Annotated in this window: 14 protein-coding genes; 11 read left to right on the top strand and 3 right to left on the bottom strand. The window is 71.0% G+C overall.

From position 1 onward, the window contains the following. Positions 1 to 22: 22 nt before the first annotated feature. Together ACFJIT_RS08845 and ACFJIT_RS08840 are read left to right on the top strand one after the other, a co-directional pair. Positions 23 to 3169 (top strand): efflux RND transporter permease subunit, encoded by a 3147-nt coding sequence (locus ACFJIT_RS08845; RefSeq protein WP_379655610.1) that lies wholly within the window; start codon positions 23 to 25, stop codon positions 3167 to 3169. A gap of 243 nt (positions 3170 to 3412) precedes the next feature. Next, positions 3413 to 3760 (top strand): hypothetical protein, encoded by a 348-nt coding sequence (locus ACFJIT_RS08840; protein ID WP_379655609.1) that lies wholly within the window; start codon positions 3413 to 3415, stop codon positions 3758 to 3760. A gap of 200 nt (positions 3761 to 3960) precedes the next feature. Here the strand turns inward: ACFJIT_RS08840 and asd are convergent, their stop codons facing one another. Both asd and ACFJIT_RS08830 read right to left on the bottom strand, forming a co-directional pair. Continuing rightward, positions 3961 to 4809, bottom strand: coding sequence for an archaetidylserine decarboxylase (asd, locus tag ACFJIT_RS08835; RefSeq protein ID WP_337052223.1), 849 nt, complete (start codon positions 4807 to 4809; stop codon positions 3961 to 3963). Beyond that, positions 4806 to 5462: an SCO family protein gene (locus ACFJIT_RS08830; protein WP_379655608.1), complete on the bottom strand. Its 657-nt coding sequence runs from the start codon at positions 5460 to 5462 to the stop codon at positions 4806 to 4808. The genes asd and ACFJIT_RS08830 overlap by 4 nt, the downstream gene beginning before the upstream one ends. An 85-nt stretch (positions 5463 to 5547) precedes the next feature. Between ACFJIT_RS08830 and prmB the strand changes: the two genes are divergently transcribed. From prmB to ACFJIT_RS08785, 9 genes are all read left to right on the top strand, one after another. Beyond that, on the top strand, positions 5548 to 6477 hold the full coding sequence (prmB, locus tag ACFJIT_RS08825; protein ID WP_379655607.1) for a 50S ribosomal protein L3 N(5)-glutamine methyltransferase: 930 nt from the start codon (positions 5548 to 5550) through the stop codon (positions 6475 to 6477). 19 nt (positions 6478 to 6496) lie between these two features. Beyond that, the gene (gene aroC / locus ACFJIT_RS08820) at positions 6497 to 7600 is read left to right on the top strand and encodes a chorismate synthase (protein WP_131660711.1); all 1104 of its coding nucleotides are present in this window, start codon (positions 6497 to 6499) and stop codon (positions 7598 to 7600) included. Further along, a complete protein-coding gene (locus ACFJIT_RS08815; RefSeq protein ID WP_379655606.1) occupies positions 7593 to 8645 on the top strand; it encodes a 2-hydroxyacid dehydrogenase in 1053 nt (350 codons plus the stop codon). The genes aroC and ACFJIT_RS08815 overlap by 8 nt, the downstream gene beginning before the upstream one ends. Before the next feature lie 103 nt (positions 8646 to 8748). Then, positions 8749 to 9774: an aspartate-semialdehyde dehydrogenase gene (locus tag ACFJIT_RS08810; protein WP_130529623.1), complete on the top strand. Its 1026-nt coding sequence runs from the start codon at positions 8749 to 8751 to the stop codon at positions 9772 to 9774. Between the two features lie 151 nt (positions 9775 to 9925). Then, complete coding sequence (locus ACFJIT_RS08805; protein ID WP_379655605.1) at positions 9926 to 11860, top strand: FimV/HubP family polar landmark protein; 1935 nt, start codon at positions 9926 to 9928, stop codon at positions 11858 to 11860. Between the two features lie 26 nt (positions 11861 to 11886). After that, positions 11887 to 12681 (top strand): tRNA pseudouridine(38-40) synthase TruA, encoded by a 795-nt coding sequence (gene truA, locus ACFJIT_RS08800; RefSeq protein WP_379655604.1) that lies wholly within the window; start codon positions 11887 to 11889, stop codon positions 12679 to 12681. A gap of 80 nt (positions 12682 to 12761) precedes the next feature. Next, complete coding sequence (locus ACFJIT_RS08795) at positions 12762 to 13397, top strand: phosphoribosylanthranilate isomerase (protein ID WP_130534069.1); 636 nt, start codon at positions 12762 to 12764, stop codon at positions 13395 to 13397. A gap of 116 nt (positions 13398 to 13513) precedes the next feature. After that, the gene (locus ACFJIT_RS08790; RefSeq protein WP_379655603.1) at positions 13514 to 15115 is read left to right on the top strand and encodes an ABC transporter transmembrane domain-containing protein; all 1602 of its coding nucleotides are present in this window, start codon (positions 13514 to 13516) and stop codon (positions 15113 to 15115) included. Positions 15116 to 15120: 5 nt separating this feature from the next. After that, positions 15121 to 15282 (top strand): hypothetical protein, encoded by a 162-nt coding sequence (locus tag ACFJIT_RS08785; protein WP_379655602.1) that lies wholly within the window; start codon positions 15121 to 15123, stop codon positions 15280 to 15282. Positions 15283 to 15292: 10 nt separating this feature from the next. Here the strand turns inward: ACFJIT_RS08785 and ACFJIT_RS08780 are convergent, their stop codons facing one another. Continuing rightward, positions 15293 to 16192 carry a LysR family transcriptional regulator gene (locus ACFJIT_RS08780; RefSeq protein ID WP_379655601.1) on the bottom strand — a complete coding sequence of 300 codons (900 nt, stop codon included), beginning with the start codon at positions 16190 to 16192 and terminating at the stop codon, positions 15293 to 15295. Positions 16193 to 16285 lie beyond the last annotated feature (93 nt).

The raw sequence follows: 16285 nt of genomic DNA, 5'->3' as shown, positions 1-16285 counted from the left end.
TCGTCCGTCGAGTAGCGCGCCCATGGTCCGTCGCGTCAGCCTGTCCTCCATCTTCATCCGCCGCCCGATCGGCACCTCGCTGCTGGCCGCAGGCGTGTTCGTCATCGGCCTGATGTGCTACCTGCGTCTGGGCGTGGCGGCGCTGCCGTCGTTGAGCATTCCGGTGGTGTTCGTCGGCGCCAGCCAGTCCGGCGCCGATGCCAGCACGATGGCCTCCACGGTGACCGCGCCGCTGGAGCGGCGCCTCGGCCAGGTGCCCGGCGTGGACACGATGCGTTCGAACAGCTCGGAAGGGCGCTCGAACATCTTCCTGAGCTTCAATTCCAGCCGCGATATCGATTCGGCCGCACAGGACGTGGCCGCCGCGCTCAGCGCCGCCAGCGCGGACCTGCCCTCGGGCATGGGCACGCCCGGCTACCAGAAGGCCAATCCCAACAACGATCCGCTGATCGCCATCGCGCTGGTCTCCAGCACCCAGTCCACGGCCGAGCTGTACAACCTGGCCGACTCGCTGCTGGCCCAGCGCCTGCGCCAGATCACCGGCGTGGCCTCGGTGGACATCGCCGGCGCGTCCACCCCGGCGGTGCGCGTGGACGTCAACCTGCGCGCGCTAAACGCGCTGGGACTGACCCCGGACAGCCTGCGCAACGCCATGCGCGCGGCCAACGTGGTCTCGCCCACGGGCTTCCTGTCCGACGGCAAGCAGACCGTGGCGATCATCGTCAACGACTCGGTGCGCAAGGCCGCCGACTTCGCCAACCTGGCCATCGCCAACCAGAACGGCGTGATCGTGCGCCTCAAGGACGTGGCCCGGGTCTACGACGGCCAGCAGGACGCCTACCAGGCGGCCTGGTTCAACAAGCAGCCGGCGGTGGTGATGTATGCGCAGATCCGCAGCGGTGCCAACACGGTCGAGACGGTGGACCGCATCCGCGCCCAGATTCCGCTGCTGCGCGAGTACCTGCCGCCCGGCACGACGCTGACCCCGTACTACGACCGCACCCCGACCATCCGCTCCTCGCTGCACGAGGTGGAGATCACCCTGCTGATCAGCCTGGCGATGGTGGTGCTGGTCATGGCGCTGTTCATGCGCCGCCTGGCGCCGACCCTGATCGCCACCATCACCGTGCCGCTGTCGCTGGCCGGCGCGGCGGTGGTGATGTATGTACTGGGCTATACGCTCAACAACCTCAGCCTGCTGGCGCTGGTGATCGCGATCGGCTTCGTCGTCGACGATGCGATCGTGGTGATCGAGAACATCATGCGCCACCTCGATGCGGGCATGTCGCGCATGGAGGCGGCGGTCACCGGCGCGCGCGAGATCGGCTTCACCATCGTCTCGATCACCGCCTCGCTGATCGCGGTGTTCATCCCGGTCATGTTCGCGCCGGGAATGATGGGCGCGTTCTTCCGCGAGTTCACCGTCACCCTGGTGGCGGCCATCGGCGTGTCGGCCATCGTCTCGCTGACCTTGACCCCGACCCTGTGCAGCCGCTTCCTGTCGGCCCACCCGGTCGAGGAGAAGCCCTCGCGGCTGGGCCGCACCATCGAGGCCGGGCATGCGCTGATGCTGCGCATCTACGTCAAGTGCCTGGACTTCAGCCTGCGCCATGCGCTGCTGTTGGCGCTGACGCCGCTGATCCTGATCGGCCTGACGATCTTCCTGTTCGGCAAGGTCAAGTCCGGCAGCTTCCCGCCGCAGGACACCGGCCTGATCTGGGGCCGCGCCAGCTCCAGCGCCACGGTGTCCTTCGCCGACATGAAGGAACGCCAGGCGCGCATCACCGACATGCTGATGGACGACCCGGCGGTGAAGATCGTCGGCGTGCGCCTGGGCAGCGGCTGGTCCGGCCAGCGCGCGCAGTTCAACATCGAGCTCAAGACCCGCGCCGAAGGCCGCAAGGACACCACCGCCCAGGTGCTGGCGCGGCTGAGCCTGAAGGCCGACAGGTACCCCGACCTGGACCTGCGCCTGCGCGCGGTGCAGGACCTGCCCAGCGATGGCGGCGGCACCGGCAACCAGGGCGCGCAGTACCAGAAATCGCTGCAGGGCAACGACCAGGCCGAGCTGGCGCTGTGGCTGCCCCGCGTGGTGGCCGAGCTGAAGAAGAACCCCAAGTTCCGCGATGTCTCCAGCGACGTGGACGAGGGCGGCCTGCGCCAGAACATCGTGATCGACCGCGCCCAGGCCGCGCGTCTGGGCATCACCATCGGCGCCATCGACGGCGCGCTGTATGGCGCCTTCGGCCAGCGCTCGGTGTCGACCATCTATTCCGAGCTCAACCAGTACTCGGTGGTGGTCAACGCGCTGCCCAACCAGACCGACACGCCGGCGCAGCTGGACACGGTCAAGCTCAAGGCGCGCGACGGGCAGATGGTGCCGCTGAGCGCGCTGGCCAAGCAGGTCGATGGCCTGGCGCCGGCGCAGATCACCCATCTGAACCAGTACACGGTGATGGATCTCAGCTACAACCTCGCCCCGGGGGTGAGCAGCGGCGAGGCCGATGCGATCTTCAAGTCGGTGGTGGAGGGCATGCGCATGCCCGGCGACATCAAGATCGCCGAGGACAGCGGCTGGCAGATCGCCATGCAGCCCAACTCGATGCTGATGCTGGTGTTCGCCGCCATCCTCACGGTCTACATCGTGCTGGGCATGCTCTACGAGAACCTGGTCCACCCGGTGACCATCCTGTCCACGCTGCCGGCCGCGGGCGTGGGCGCGCTGCTGGCGCTGGTGGCGACCAACACCGAGCTGTCGGTGATCTCGATGATCGCGCTGGTGCTGCTGATCGGCATCGTCAAGAAGAACGCGATCATGATGATCGACTTCGCCCTGGTGGCCCAGCGCGAGCATGGGCTAACCCCGCCCCAGGCCGCGCGCGAGGCCTCGATCGTGCGCTTCCGTCCGATCATGATGACCACCATGGTCGCGCTGCTGGCTGCGGTGCCGATCGCGATCGGCCTGGGCGAGGGCTCCGAGCTGCGCCGGCCGCTGGGCATCGCGATGATCGGCGGCCTGCTGTTCTCGCAGAGCCTGACCCTGCTGAGCACGCCGGCGCTGTACGTGATCTTCTCCTGCCTGCAGCAGCACTGGCGCAACTGGCGCGCGCGCCGTCGCGAGAAGAAGCTGGCGCGCCGCCGCCAGCGCCTGGCGCAGCAGGCGGGCTGAGCGCGTGGGCGCAGAGGCGGGCGATCCCGCCTCTCTTGCTCCGGCAAGCCCGTCGCTCATGCATCGAGGGCGCGCGGCGATGTCCGCGCCAGCCGGGTCTGTTGCGCGACCGCAGCGCCCGCCCGCTGAAAACGCTTCAAGCGTGAACCACGCCGCGCTTTGCGCTTTTCACGTGCACAGCTTCAAGCGACTGCAATCTGCGGCGCGCACAGTGGCTCGCACAGGGCGCACCAGGAGCCAGCCATGCAGGCGATTCCATGCGGCAGCCGCCTGCCGCGGATCTTCATCGATCTCCAGGCCGAGCAGGCGTACTGGCAGGACTGGTACCTCAACCTGCCGCGCGCCGGCGACGCGCGCGATTTCGCCGGCTACTGGCCGGTGATCGGCGCGGTCTACGGCATCTATCTCAACGCTCCCGGCTGGGACTCGGACCGCGCGCAGGCGCGCTATGCGCGCTGCGCGGCCGTGCAGCGGCGCGGCCTGAGCGAGCGCGAGGCCAGCGAGGTGTTCTCGCAGGTGTGGGGCCGCATCAGCGGCGAGCGCCTGGGCCGCGCGGCACTGGATCGCGGCGCCCGCCGCTACGCTGGCTAGCGGGCGCGATCATTGAAGCTGGCGGTGTACCGCAGGGCGGCTCCCGCCTGTAGAGCGGAGCTTGCTCCGCTGCTCTTCGTTCGGTTCGTGGGGAAGGCCCCAGCGGAGCAAGCTCCGCTCTACAGACGGGCTGCTGGATTTGAGGAGATCGTCGCTCCCCCCAAGCGAGCGTGTCTCTTGGACGGGCGCGCCGCCTTGAATCAGGGGCCTGTCCGCCTCGCCAGCGCCTGCCCCAGCCGCACCGGCGTCTCGGCGCCCAGGTTGGGCGCCAGCTCGGCCACGCCGGGCGGCAGCAGCACGATCACGGTCGAGCCGTAGTTGAAGCGCGCCATCTCGCCGAAGCGCTCCAGCACGATGCCGCGGCCGCGCCAGTCCTTGCGCGTGATCGAGGTGGCGTACTCGGGGATCTCCACGCCGCTCCACACCGTTTCCACGCCCGAGACCAGCATCGCGCCGACCATCACGCAGGCCATCGGCCCGAAGTCGGTGTCGAAGTGGCACACCAGCCGCTCGTTGCGCGCGAACAGGCCCTGCACGCGGGCCACCGCATCGGTGCCCACGCTGAACAGGCGGCCGGGCACGTGCACGGTCTCGCGCAGCGTGCCGGTCCAGGGCATATGGACGCGGTGGTAGTCGCGCGGGGACAGGTAGACGGTGGCGTAGCGGCCGTGTTCGAACGGGGCCGCGTCGGCCTCGCTGCCGAGCAGCGCGGCGGCGGTGAAGTGCCGGCCCTTGGCCTGGAAGATGCGGCCCGATTCGATCGGTCCGCACTGGCTGATGTGGCCGTCGGCCGGCATCAACAGGCTGCGAGGATCCGGATCGGGCGTGCGCGCGCCGGGCTTCAGGGCGCGGGTGAAGAAGGCATTGAAGGTGGGGTAGGCGGTCGGGTCGGGCTGCGCGGCCTCGGCCAGGTTCACGTTGAACCTGGCGACCACCGTGTCGATCAGCCGCTGCTTGATCGCCGGGTTGTCCGAATACGCCAGCTTGCGCGCGGCCGAGGACAGCAGCCGGTGCGGCAGCGCGTAGGTGAGGGTGGTGACCAGGCTCACGGGGTCATGGCCCGGGTCAGCTTGAGCATGTCCGCGGCGATCGGCGCGGGGGCGAACGGCGGCTGGATGATGCCGGCCATGCGGGCCTGCGGGTCGAGCACGACGATCTGTGCGGAATGGTCCATCGAATAGTCCTGCGGGTTGTCCTTGTAGTGTTCGCCCGGCACCTTGACGAACAACAGGCTCAGCGACTTGGCGAAGGCCTCCAGCGTGGGCACGTCGGCGGTCGCGGCCAGGGTGTCCTTGTAGAAGGCGTGGGCATATTCGCCGGTCTTGATCGGCGTGTCGCGCTCGGGATCGACCGAGACGAACAGCACGCGCGGCCGCGTGCTCTCCGGCAGGCCCGCCCACTGCTTCTGCGCCTGCGCCAGCTGGGCCAGCGTGGTCGGGCACACATCGGGGCAGAAGGTGAACCCCAGGAACACCAGCGTCCAGTGGCCGCGCAGCTCGCCCTGGGTCAGCTGCGTGCCGTCGGACTGGCGCAGCGAGAACTCCGGCAGCGGCCGCGGCGTGGGCAGCAGGGTCACCGCCTGCGTGGCCGGCCATTGCGCATTGCCGGCGGTGGAGGGCCCCAACAGCTTGTTGGCCGCCAGCACGCCGAGCACGCCGGCCACCACGATCAACACCAGGACGCCGAAGCTGCGTTTGGACATCTCGATACGTTTCCCGTGCAACGAAGGGGCATGATACCGGGCCGGCCGCCTTATAATCGGCGACCGCCTTCAGCCGTTGTTGTCCATGACTGCCAGCGCAGCCGACGCCCTGCATACCATCATCGACCTGATCCGCTACGGCGCCAGCCGGTTCAACGCGGCCGGGTTGACCTTCGGGCATAGCCACGACAACGCGCTGGACGAGGCCACCGCGCTGGTCCTGCACACCCTGCACCTGCCGCCGGACCTGGGCCCGGCCTATGGCCAGGCGCGGCTGCTGCCGGAGGAGAAGCAGGCCATCCTGGCGCTGATCGAGCGCCGCGTGGTCGAGCGCGTGCCGGTGGCCTACCTGACCGGCGAGGCCTGGTTCGCGGGCCTGAGCTTCAAGACCGATGCGCGCGCGCTGGTGCCGCGCTCGCCGATCGCCGAGCTGATCGAGTCGGGCTTCGAGCCCTGGCTGGCCGGGCGCGAAGTGCAGCGCGCGCTGGACCTGTGCACCGGCTCGGGCTGCATCGCCATCGCCATGGCCCACTACAACCCGGACTGGCAGGTCGACGGCGTGGACATCAGCGACGACGCGCTGGCGCTGGCCGCCGAGAACAAGGCGCGCCTGCTCGCCGACAACGTGACCCTGCTCAAGTCCGACCTGTTCGCCGGCCTGTCCGGGCGCCACTACGACCTGATCGTCACCAATCCGCCCTACGTCACCAACGCCGAGACCGACGCGCTGCCGCGCGAGTACGGCTACGAGCCCGAGCTGGGCCTGCGCGCCGGCGACGACGGCCTGGACCTGGTGCTGAAGATCCTGCGCGACGCGCCGATCCACCTGTCCGAGGACGGCCTGCTGATCTGCGAGGTCGGCGAGTCCGAGCAGCACCTGGTCCGGCTGCTGCCGGAGGTGGACTTGTCCTGGATCGAGTTCAAGGTCGGCCAGATGGGCATCTTCGCGGTCGAGTGCCGCGAGTTGATCGCGCACAGCGCCCGCATTACCGAGCTTGCGGCGCAGCGGTCGTGACGCATCGAGCACACCGCCCATGAGCGCCAACAGTTTCGGCAAGCTGCTGACCGTCACCACCTTCGGCGAATCGCACGGGCCGGCGATCGGCTGCGTGGTCGATGGCTGCCCGCCGGGGCTGGAGCTCGGCGCCGAGGAGTTCGCCCACGACCTGCAGCGCCGCGCCACCGGCAAGAGCCGGCATACCTCGGCGCGGCACGAGGCCGACCAGGTCGAGATCCTCTCCGGCGTGTACGAGGGCCGCACCACCGGTACGCCGATCGGCCTGCTGATCCGCAATACCGACCAGCGCAGCAAGGACTACGCGAACATCGCCGCGCAGTTCCGCCCCGGCCATGCCGACTACAGCTACTGGCAGAAGTACGGCATCCGCGATCCGCGCGGCGGCGGGCGCTCGTCCGCGCGCGAGACGACCATGCGCGTGGCCGCCGGCGTGATCGCCAAGAAGTGGCTCAGGCAGCGCTACGGCGTGACCGTGCGCGGCTTCCTCTCGCAGCTGGGCGAGATCAGGCCGGCGGGCTTCGACTGGAGCGCGGTGGAGGACAACCCGTTCTTCTGGCCGCATGCGCCGCAGGTCGCCGAGCTGGAGGCCTACATGGACGCGCTGCGCAAGTCCGGCGACTCGGTCGGTGCGCGCGTGGACGTGGTGGCCGACGGCGTGCCGCCGGGCTGGGGCGAGCCGATCTACGGCAAGCTCGACGGCGACCTGGCCGCCGCGCTGATGAGCATCAACGCGGTCAAGGGCGTGGAGATCGGCGACGGTTTCGCCGCCGCCGCGCAGAAGGGCACGCAGCACCGCGACCTGATCACCCCGCAGGGCTTCCTGAGCAACCACGCCGGCGGCATCCTCGGCGGCATCTCCACCGGCCAGCCGGTGACCGCCTCGATCGTGCTGAAGCCGACCTCCAGCCTGCGCCTGCCGGGCCAGACGGTGGACGTGAACGGCGAGTCGGTCGAAGTCATCACCACCGGCCGCCACGATCCCTGCGTGGGCATCCGCGCCACGCCCATCGCCGAGGCGATGGTCGCCCTGGTGCTGATGGACCAGGCGCTGCGGCATCGCGCGCAATGCGGCGATGTGGGCGAGGTCGCGCCGCGCGTGCCCGGGCAGGTCGATGGCTGAGTCGCGGCCCCGCGTCTGGGTGAGCCAGCCGCTGTTCGACGACCTCGTCGACCAGCTGCGGGCGCATTGCGACGTAGAGACCACCCAGGCCGTGACGACCTACACGGCCGAGCAGCTGGCGCAGAAGCTGGCGCCGCTGGACGGTGCGCTGATCACGCTCAACGAGCGCATCGGCGCCGCCGAGATCGCCCAGGCGTTGCGACTGCGCGCGCTGGCCAATGTCGCGGTCGGCTACAACAATCTCGACATCGCCGCGCTCAGCGCCGCCGGCGTCGCGGTCACCAACACGCCCGACGTGCTGACCGAGACCACGGCCGACCTGGGCTTCGCCCTGCTGATGGCCACCGCGCGCCGCATCACCGAGGCCGAGGCCTTCCTGCGCGAGGGCAGGTGGGGCAAGTGGTCCTTCACCACGCTGCTCGGCGCGGACCTGCACGGCAGCACGCTGGGCATCTTGGGCATGGGCCGCATCGGCCAGGCCATCGCCCGGCGCGCGCGCGGCTTCGGCATGCGCGTGCTGTACCACAACCGTTCGCGCCTGGCGGCCGAGGTCGAGACCGATGTCGGCGCGTCCTATGTGCCCTTCGACGACCTGCTGCGCAGCAGCGATCACCTGGTGCTGGTGCTGCCGTACACGCCGGCCTCGCACCACCTGATCGACGCCGCGGCGCTGGCGAAGATGAAATCGACCGCCACCCTGGTCAACATCGCCCGTGGCGGCATCGTCGACGAGCTCGCGCTGGCCGACGCGCTGGCCCACCGCCGCCTGGCCGGTGCCGGGCTGGACGTGTTCGAAGGCGAACCGACCGTGCGCCCGGAGCTGCTGGCGCTGAAGAACATCGTGCTGACCCCGCATATCGGCAGCGCCAGCCTGGCCACGCGCCGGGCGATGGTGCAGCTGGCGGTGCACAACCTGCTCGCCGCGCTGGGCTTCGGGCCCGATGCCGGCAATCCGCCCAGCCTGATCAACGCCGACGCGCGCAAAGCCGCCAAAACCGGCGGCGCGACCGTGGGCGCGACCACCATCACCGCGACCAAACGATAGGGAACCTTCCGCGCATGCACCGCCGGTGAGGTTCCCCGAACCCAAGGCTCTTCGTTTGTCGCGTTCGTCCTTCCCCTATCCATCCCCTTCAAGAAGACACCCCATGAGCAATGCAACCCGCAGCTTCACCGTCGCCGTCGTGGGCGCCACCGGCGCCGTCGGCGAGACCATGCTGTCCATCCTGGCCGAGCGCGACTTCCCGGTCGGCAAGCTGATCGCGCTGGCCTCCGAGCGCTCGGCCGGCGGCCAGATCGACTATCGCGGCGGCAAGGTCACCGTGCAGGACCTGGCCACCTTCGACCCGACCGGCGTGGACATCGCGCTGTTCTCGGCCGGCGGCAGCATCTCCAAGGAGTACGCGCCCAAGTTCGCCGCGGCCGGTGCGGTGGTGATCGACAACTCCTCGGCCTTCCGCTACGACGACGACGTGCCGCTGGTGGTGTCCGAGGTGAATCCGGAAGCCGCCAAGGACCGCCCGCGCGGCATCATCGCCAACCCCAACTGCTCGACGATGCAGCTGATGCCGGTGCTGGCGCCGATCCACAAGGAATACGGCATCGAGCGCGTCAATATCGCCACCTACCAGTCGGTGTCCGGCGGCGGCCGCTCGGCGCTGGAGGAACTGGGCAAGCAGACCGCGCAGCTGCTGGCGTTCCAGGAGATCGATCCGCAGCGCTTCCCGGTGCAGATCGCCTTCAACCTGATCCCGCACATCGACGACTTCCAGCCCAACGGCTACACCAAGGAAGAGATGAAGCTGGTCTGGGAGACGCAGAAGATCCTGGGCGACAAGTCCATCCAGGTGAACCCGACCGCGGTGCGCGTACCGGTGTTCTACGGCCACTCCGAGGCGGTCAACATCGAGACCAGGAAGAAGATCACCCCGGAGGCCGCGCGCGAACTGCTGGCCAGCGCGCCGGGCGTGGAAGTGGTCGACAGGCACGAGGCCGGCGGCTATCCGACCCCGGTGACCCATGCCTCGGGCAAGGACCCGGTGTTCGTCGGCCGCATCCGCGAGGACTTCTCGCATCCGCGTGGCCTCAACCTGTGGGTCGTCGCCGACAACATCCGCAAGGGCGCGGCGCTGAACGCCGTGCAGCTGGCCGAGCTGGTCGCGGCCGGCGGCTGAGAGGCCGGCAGTGGGCGAGGAACGAGATGGCCCGTTGCGGGCCGTCTCGCTCTTGGTTGTCGCTTGCTCCTCTGCGCTTGGCCGACCCCCGGCAGGGGCAAGCGCGGGCCAAACGCTCTATAGTCGCGGCGGTGTTCCACAGGGGATGTCCTTGAAACAGGCCTTCTTCAAACCCGCCGCACGCAGTGCGCTGGCGCTGGCCCTGCTGGCCGCCAGCCATGCGGCCTGCGCATCGGGCCTGGGCGAGATCCGGGTCATGTCGCAACCCGGCCAGCCGCTGCTGGCCGAGATTCCGGTCATTTCCAGCGAGCCCGGTGAGCTGGAGCAGCTGCGCGCGCGCCTGGCCTCGCCGGTCATCTTCGAACGCGTCGGCTTGGCGCGCCCGAGCGGGCTGGTCAGCCAGCTCGACTTCGCCGTGGCGATGTCCAGCGATGGCAAGCCGGTCATCCGCGTGACCAGCGCCGCGCCGGTCGACATGCCGGCGGTGAACTTCCTGATCGAGGTGGACTGGGGCCAGGGCCGCCTGGTGCGCGAGTACTCGGCGCTGGTCGGCGCCCCAGGCGCGGTCGCCGCCGCCGGACAGCCGCAGATCCAGGCGCCGGCCCCGGTGCCGTCGGACCGCATCGCGCCGCCCCCGTCGCGGGCCGAGCAGCTGCCGGCCGAGGTCGCCCAGGCCCCGGTCGTGCCCGAGCCGCCGGCCGAAGCCGCGCCATCGCCTGCCGTGGCCGCGACGCCCGCTCCGCCGTCGCCGGAGCCCGCGCCGCAGCCGGTCGCGGTGCCGCGCGCCGAGCCGACGATCGCCGCGCCGCAGGCCTCCGCCGCCGGCACGGTCACCGTCGCCCGCGGGCAGACGCTGTCGCAGATCGCGCGCGCGCTACAGCAGTCCGGCACGCTGGACCAGACCATGATCGCGCTGCTGCAGGCCAACCCCGAGGCCTTCATCGGCAACAACATCAACCGCCTGCGCGCCGGCGCCACGCTGCGCATGCCCAGCGCCGAGGAGACCGCCGCGCTGGCCGCCGCGGAGGCCTCGGCGATGGTGCGCCGGCAGATCTCGGACTGGCGCCAGGTGCGCGCGCCGGTGCCGCAGCCGGCCGGCAACGCGCCCACCGCGCCGCTGGCCGCTGGCGCCGCCAAGCCCGCGCGCGCGGCCGACGCACGACTGGAAATCGCCCCGCCCGTGGCCAACGCCACGCGGCGCGCGGGCACCACATCCGGCACCCAGGCCGGAGGCGAGGGAGACATGCTGGCAGAACAACAGCTTCGGCAGACCCGCGAGGACCTGGCCGCGCGCAGCGCCGAGGTCGATGAACTCAGGACCCGCGTGGCCGACCTGGAGAAGCTCAAGGACCAGCAGGCCAAGCTGATCGCGATGAAGGACAGCGACCTGGCCGCCGCGCAGAAGCGCCTGGCCGACAGCCAGGGCGCGGCCGCCGCCGGCGCACCGGCCTGGTGGTGGATCGGCCTGGCGCTGATCGTGGGCGGGCTGCTGGCCTGGGTCGGCCTGCGCGGTCGCCGCGCGCCGCGTCCGGCGCCGGTCTACCGCGGCCCGCTCGACGCCCCGGCGCCGGATCCGGTGCCGGCCGAGCCGGTGGCTGAGGTAGACGTCGCACCGCAGGCGCCGCCGGTCCAGGCGCCGACCCCGGAGCCCGAATCCGAACCCGCCGCGCCTCGCTACACACCGGTCTATGTCGGTGGCGAATCCCGCCCAGGTCCGGTGGACACGCCCCAGGCGGCGCCGTCCTCGCCGGCCTGGCTGAGCGCCACCGCCAAGCCGACCTGGCACACCGTCGACGGCCAGCATCCGACCGCCACGCGGGTGCCGTCCACCGTGGTGCCGATCTCCACCGCCACCCAGCCGCGCCCGGTGGCCCGGCCGACGCCGGTGCCCGCGCCGGCACCGTCCGAGCCGGTCGTGCCGATCGCGCTGCCGGCCGCCAGCGGGCGCGAGCGCCTGGAGCTGGCCATCGCCTATCTGGACCTGGGCGACACCGAGGCGGCGCGTGCGCTGCTGCAGCAGGTCAGCGCCAGCGACGATCCGCACGCCCGCGAGGAAGCCGGCCGCCTGCTGCGCGCGCTGGGCTGATCGACGCGCAAGGCGGACTGCAGGCGATGCGCTACGCGCTTGGCGTCGAATACGACGGCGGCGACTTCCAGGGCTGGCAACGGCTGGAGAAGCCCGGCGCGCCCGTGCACACGCCCAGCGTGCAGTCCACCCTGGAGGCGGCGCTGGCGGCCGTGGCAAATACGTCCATCGACACGGTCTGCGCCGGCCGTACCGACGCCGGCGTGCACGGCCAATGCCAGGTGGTGCACTTCGACACCGAGGTGGTGCGCACGCCGCGCGGCTGGACGCTGGGCGCCACGGCCAACCTGCCGCCATCGATCTGCGTGCGCTGGTGCGTGCCGGTAGCCGAGGACTTCCACGCCCGCTTCTCGGCGCGCGCACGCCGCTATCGCTACGTACTGCTGAACCGCGCGGTGCGCCCGGCGCTGGGCCGCCAGCTGCTGTCCTGGGAGCGCCTGCCGCTGGACGCGGCGGCCATGCATCGCGCCGCGCAGGCGCTGCTGGGCGAGAACGACTTCTCCGCCTTCCGCACCGTGCACTGCCAGGCCCGCCACCCGATGCGCGAGCTGCAGTCCATCGCGGTCGCGCGCCAAGGCGAGCAGGTGATCGTGGAGGTGCAGGCCAATGCGTTCCTGCATCACATGGTGCGCAACATCGTCGGCTCGCTGCTGCTGGTCGGCCGCGGCGAACAGCCCGAGGGCTGGGTCGCCGAGCTGCTGGCCGGACGCGACCGCACCCTGGCAGGCCCGACCGCGCCGCCGCAGGGCCTGGTGTTCGTCGGCCCGCTGTATCCGGCCGGCTGGGGCCTGCCGGATGAAGTGACCTTGCGCGAGGCGTGAGCAATGAGCGGCCGCCCCAGGCGTGCCGTATCCTGCCGAGCCACGCCCACGCCTCACTTCGCTCCGCTCACTCTTCGCCCATGCGTACCCGCATCAAGCTCTGCGGCATGACCCGCCCCCAGGACGTGCGCCTGGCGGTGGAGCTGGGCGTGGACTACATCGGCTTCATCTACGGCGGCGGTCCGCGCCAGCTGACGCTCGAACAAGGTGCCGCGCTGCGTGCGCTGGTGCCGGCCGAAGTGGCCGCGGTGGTCCTGGTGCGCGATGCGCCGCGCGCGCAGGTCGAGGCGATCATCGACGCGGTGGCGCCGGACGTGCTGCAGTTCCATGGCGGCGAGGACGACGCCTTCTGTGCGTCCTTCGGGCTTCCGTTCCTCAAGGCCGTGGCGATGACCGGCGTGACCGATGCCCGGCAGGCGCGCGCCGCGCTGCAGGCCTGGCCGTCCGCGGCGGGCTTCGTGCTCGACAGCCATGCGCCAGGGCAGGGCGGCGGCACCGGCAAGTCCTTCGATTGGACGCTGTGGCCGGGCGATGTGGGCACGCCGTGTCTGCTGGCCGGCGGCCTCAACGCCGACAACGTCGCCGAGGCGGTGCGTCGCGTGCGGCCCTGGGGCGTGGACGTGTCCAGCGGGATCGAGTCGGCGCCGGGCATCAAGGATGCCGAGGCGATGCGGCGTTTCGTCGCGCAGGTGCGCGGCGCCAGCGCCGCGGCGTAGCCAGGGCTTCGAACCGTTCGCATCGCGCGCCTTGAGCGCGCGATCGCGACAGCATTGATGGACCCTGCACGCGGGCCGCCCCTACACTGGCCGTGAGACCGACCGGAGAACTGCGCATGTCGTTGTGGCGTGTCTATCTGCGCGTGCTGCAGTTGCTCGCGCCCGAGAAGCGGCTCGCCGTGACCCTGGTCCTGGCCAATCTGGCCCTGTCCGGCGTGGCCTTCCTGGAGCCGGTGCTATTCGGCAAGGTCATCGACGCACTGGCCGCGCAGGGCAAGGGGCGTAGCGCCTGGCACTACATCGCCATGTGGGCCGGCGTGGGCTTCGGCGGCATCGCCGCCGGCGTGTTCGTCTCGCTGTTCGCCGACCGCCTGGCGCATCGACGCCGGCTGGCGGTGATCGCCCAGTACTTCGAGCACGCCATCGCGCTGCCGCTGTCGTATCACGGCCAGCACCACACCGGCCGGCTGCTGCGCATCATGCATACCGGCAGCAACAACCTGTTCGGCCTGTGGCTGGGGTTCTTCCGCGACCACCTGACCACGCTGCTGTCGATCCTGCTGATGATCCCCTGGTCGCTGTACGTCAACTGGAAGCTCGGCCTGCTGATGGTCGGGCTGATGGTGACCTTCGCCACCTTCAACGCCATCGCCATGCGCCGCACGCATCGCGCGCAGGGCCAGATCGAGCAGTTGCACAGCGCCATCTCCGAGCGCGCCGGCGACGTGCTGGGCAACGTGCCGGTGGTGCAGGTCTATACGCGCCTGCAGGCCGAGGTCGAGGCCATCCGTGAAATGTCCCGGCGCGCGCTGGACGCGCAGTACCCGGTGCTGCGCGGCTGGGCCTGGCTGTCGGTGGCCAACCGCGCCGCCTCCACGCTCACCATCGTGGCGATCTTCGCCCTCGGCGCGCAGCTCAACGCCAAGGGCGAGGTCACCGTCGGCGGCATCGTCACCTTCGTCAACTTCGCGTTGCTGCAGATCGGGCGGCTGGAGGCCTTCGCCGGCTTCATCTCCAACCTGTTCTTCCAGACGCCGTCGCTGAGCGACTTCTTCGCCGTGCTCGATACCGATGCCACGGTCAAGGAGGATCCCAAGGCGCCGCCGCTGCCGGACAAGGTGCGCGGCGAGGTGCGCTTCGAAGACGTGTCCTTCGGCTACGACGCCTCGCACCCGGCGTTGCGCGCGCTGAACTTCACCGCCGCCGCCGGCAGCACCGTGGCCCTGGTCGGGCCGACCGGGGCGGGCAAGTCGACCGCGCTGAGCCTGCTCTATCGCGCCTACGACCCGGACCGCGGCCGCATCACCATCGACGGCATCGATATCCGCACGGTCAAGCTGACCTCGCTGCGCGAGCACATCGCCGTGGTGTTCCAGGACCCGGGCCTGCTGTACCGCTCGGTGGCCGACAACCTGCGCGTGGGCAAGCCGGACGCCAGCGCGCTGGAGATGGAGGAGGCCGCGCGCGCGGCCGAGGCGCACAACTTCGTGGTGGTCAAGCCGGAGGGCTATTCGACTCTGGTCGCCGAGCGCGGCGTGTCGCTGTCCGGCGGCGAGCGCCAGCGCCTGTCCATCGCCCGGGCGATGCTGAAGAACGCGCCGATCCTGATCCTGACGAGGCCACCAGCGCGCTGGACAACGCCACCGAGGCGCGCATCCAGCGCGCCCTCAACCGGCTCACGCGCGATCGCACCACCTTCGTCATCGCCCACCGCCTGAGCACCGTGCGCAATGCCGACCTGATCCTGGTGATGAAGGACGGGGAGATCGTCGAGCAGGGTCGCTTCGACGCGCTGGTCGCCCAGGGCGGCCTGTTCGCCCAGCTGGAGGCGGGCGGGCAGTTCGTGGCCGATGCCGAAGAGGAAGTGGTGGCGGTGGCCGAGTAACGCCGGAGGCTCAGGCAGGCCCGGCGGCGCCGAGTTCCGCGCGCAGCCAGCCCGCCAGCCGCGTCAGGCGCGGATCGCTGCGGCCGCCCGCCGCGCACAGCGCCCAGCGCCCCGGCGTGGGCGCGAACCCCCACGGCGCCAGCAGCCGGCCGCTGGCCAGGTCCGCTTCCACCAGCGGCCGCGGCGCGATCGCCACGCCCAGCCCCGAGGCGGCCGCCTCGAGCAGGTAGTACAGGTGTGGGAAGCCTTCGCCGTACTGCAGCCCCTGCGGATCCAGCCCGTGCGCGGCGGCCCACTGCGGCCAGGCCTGCGGGCGCGAGGCGGTGTGCAGCAGGCGCTCGCCCAGCAGCGCCGTCGGCGGCTGGGCCTGCAGCGCCGGCAGGCCGGGATAGCGCGCGCCCACGACCGGCCCGATCGTCTCGCCGGCCAGTTCGGCCACCTGCCAGCCGGCCGGCCAGGGCGCCTGGCCGAGCAGCAGGAGGGCGTCGACCTCGCCCAGGGCGCGATCCGGCGATTCCTGCGCGGAGAAGTGCAGCGACACGCCGGGCAGCGCCTGCTGCATGCGTTCCAGCCGGGGAATCACCCAGCGCGCCAGGACGCTGGCCGAACAGCCCAGCACCAGCGTGTCGCCGGCCGGCCCGCGCCGCAGTTCGCGCCAGGCCTGGCCCAGCTGGGTGAAGGCCTGGCCGCAGGCGTCGCGCAGCCGGCGGCCGGCGGGGGTCAGCACCAGGCCGCGCCCGACGCGGTCGAACAGCGGCTGGCCCAGCGCGTCCTCCAGCGCCCGGATCTGCCGGCTGACCGCACCGTGGGTCACATGCAGCTCGTCGGCGGCGCGGCTGACGCTTTCCAGCCGGGCCGCGGCCTCGAAGGCGCGCAGCGCGCCCAGCGGGGGCAGGGCAGGGGAGGCCATGTGTGAGATTTCCTGACAGGTCGAGGCGATCTTATCGCTATTGCCGCCCGCCGCGCTGGGCTAGGATGGCGGCCTTCGTTCAATGCCGGTGCC

It is taken from the genome of Pseudoxanthomonas sp. UC19_8 (assembly GCF_042700505.1).
GTDB lineage: Bacteria > Pseudomonadota > Gammaproteobacteria > Xanthomonadales > Xanthomonadaceae > Pseudoxanthomonas_A > Pseudoxanthomonas_A winnipegensis.
This window is presented reverse-complemented; position numbering and strand designations above follow the sequence as displayed.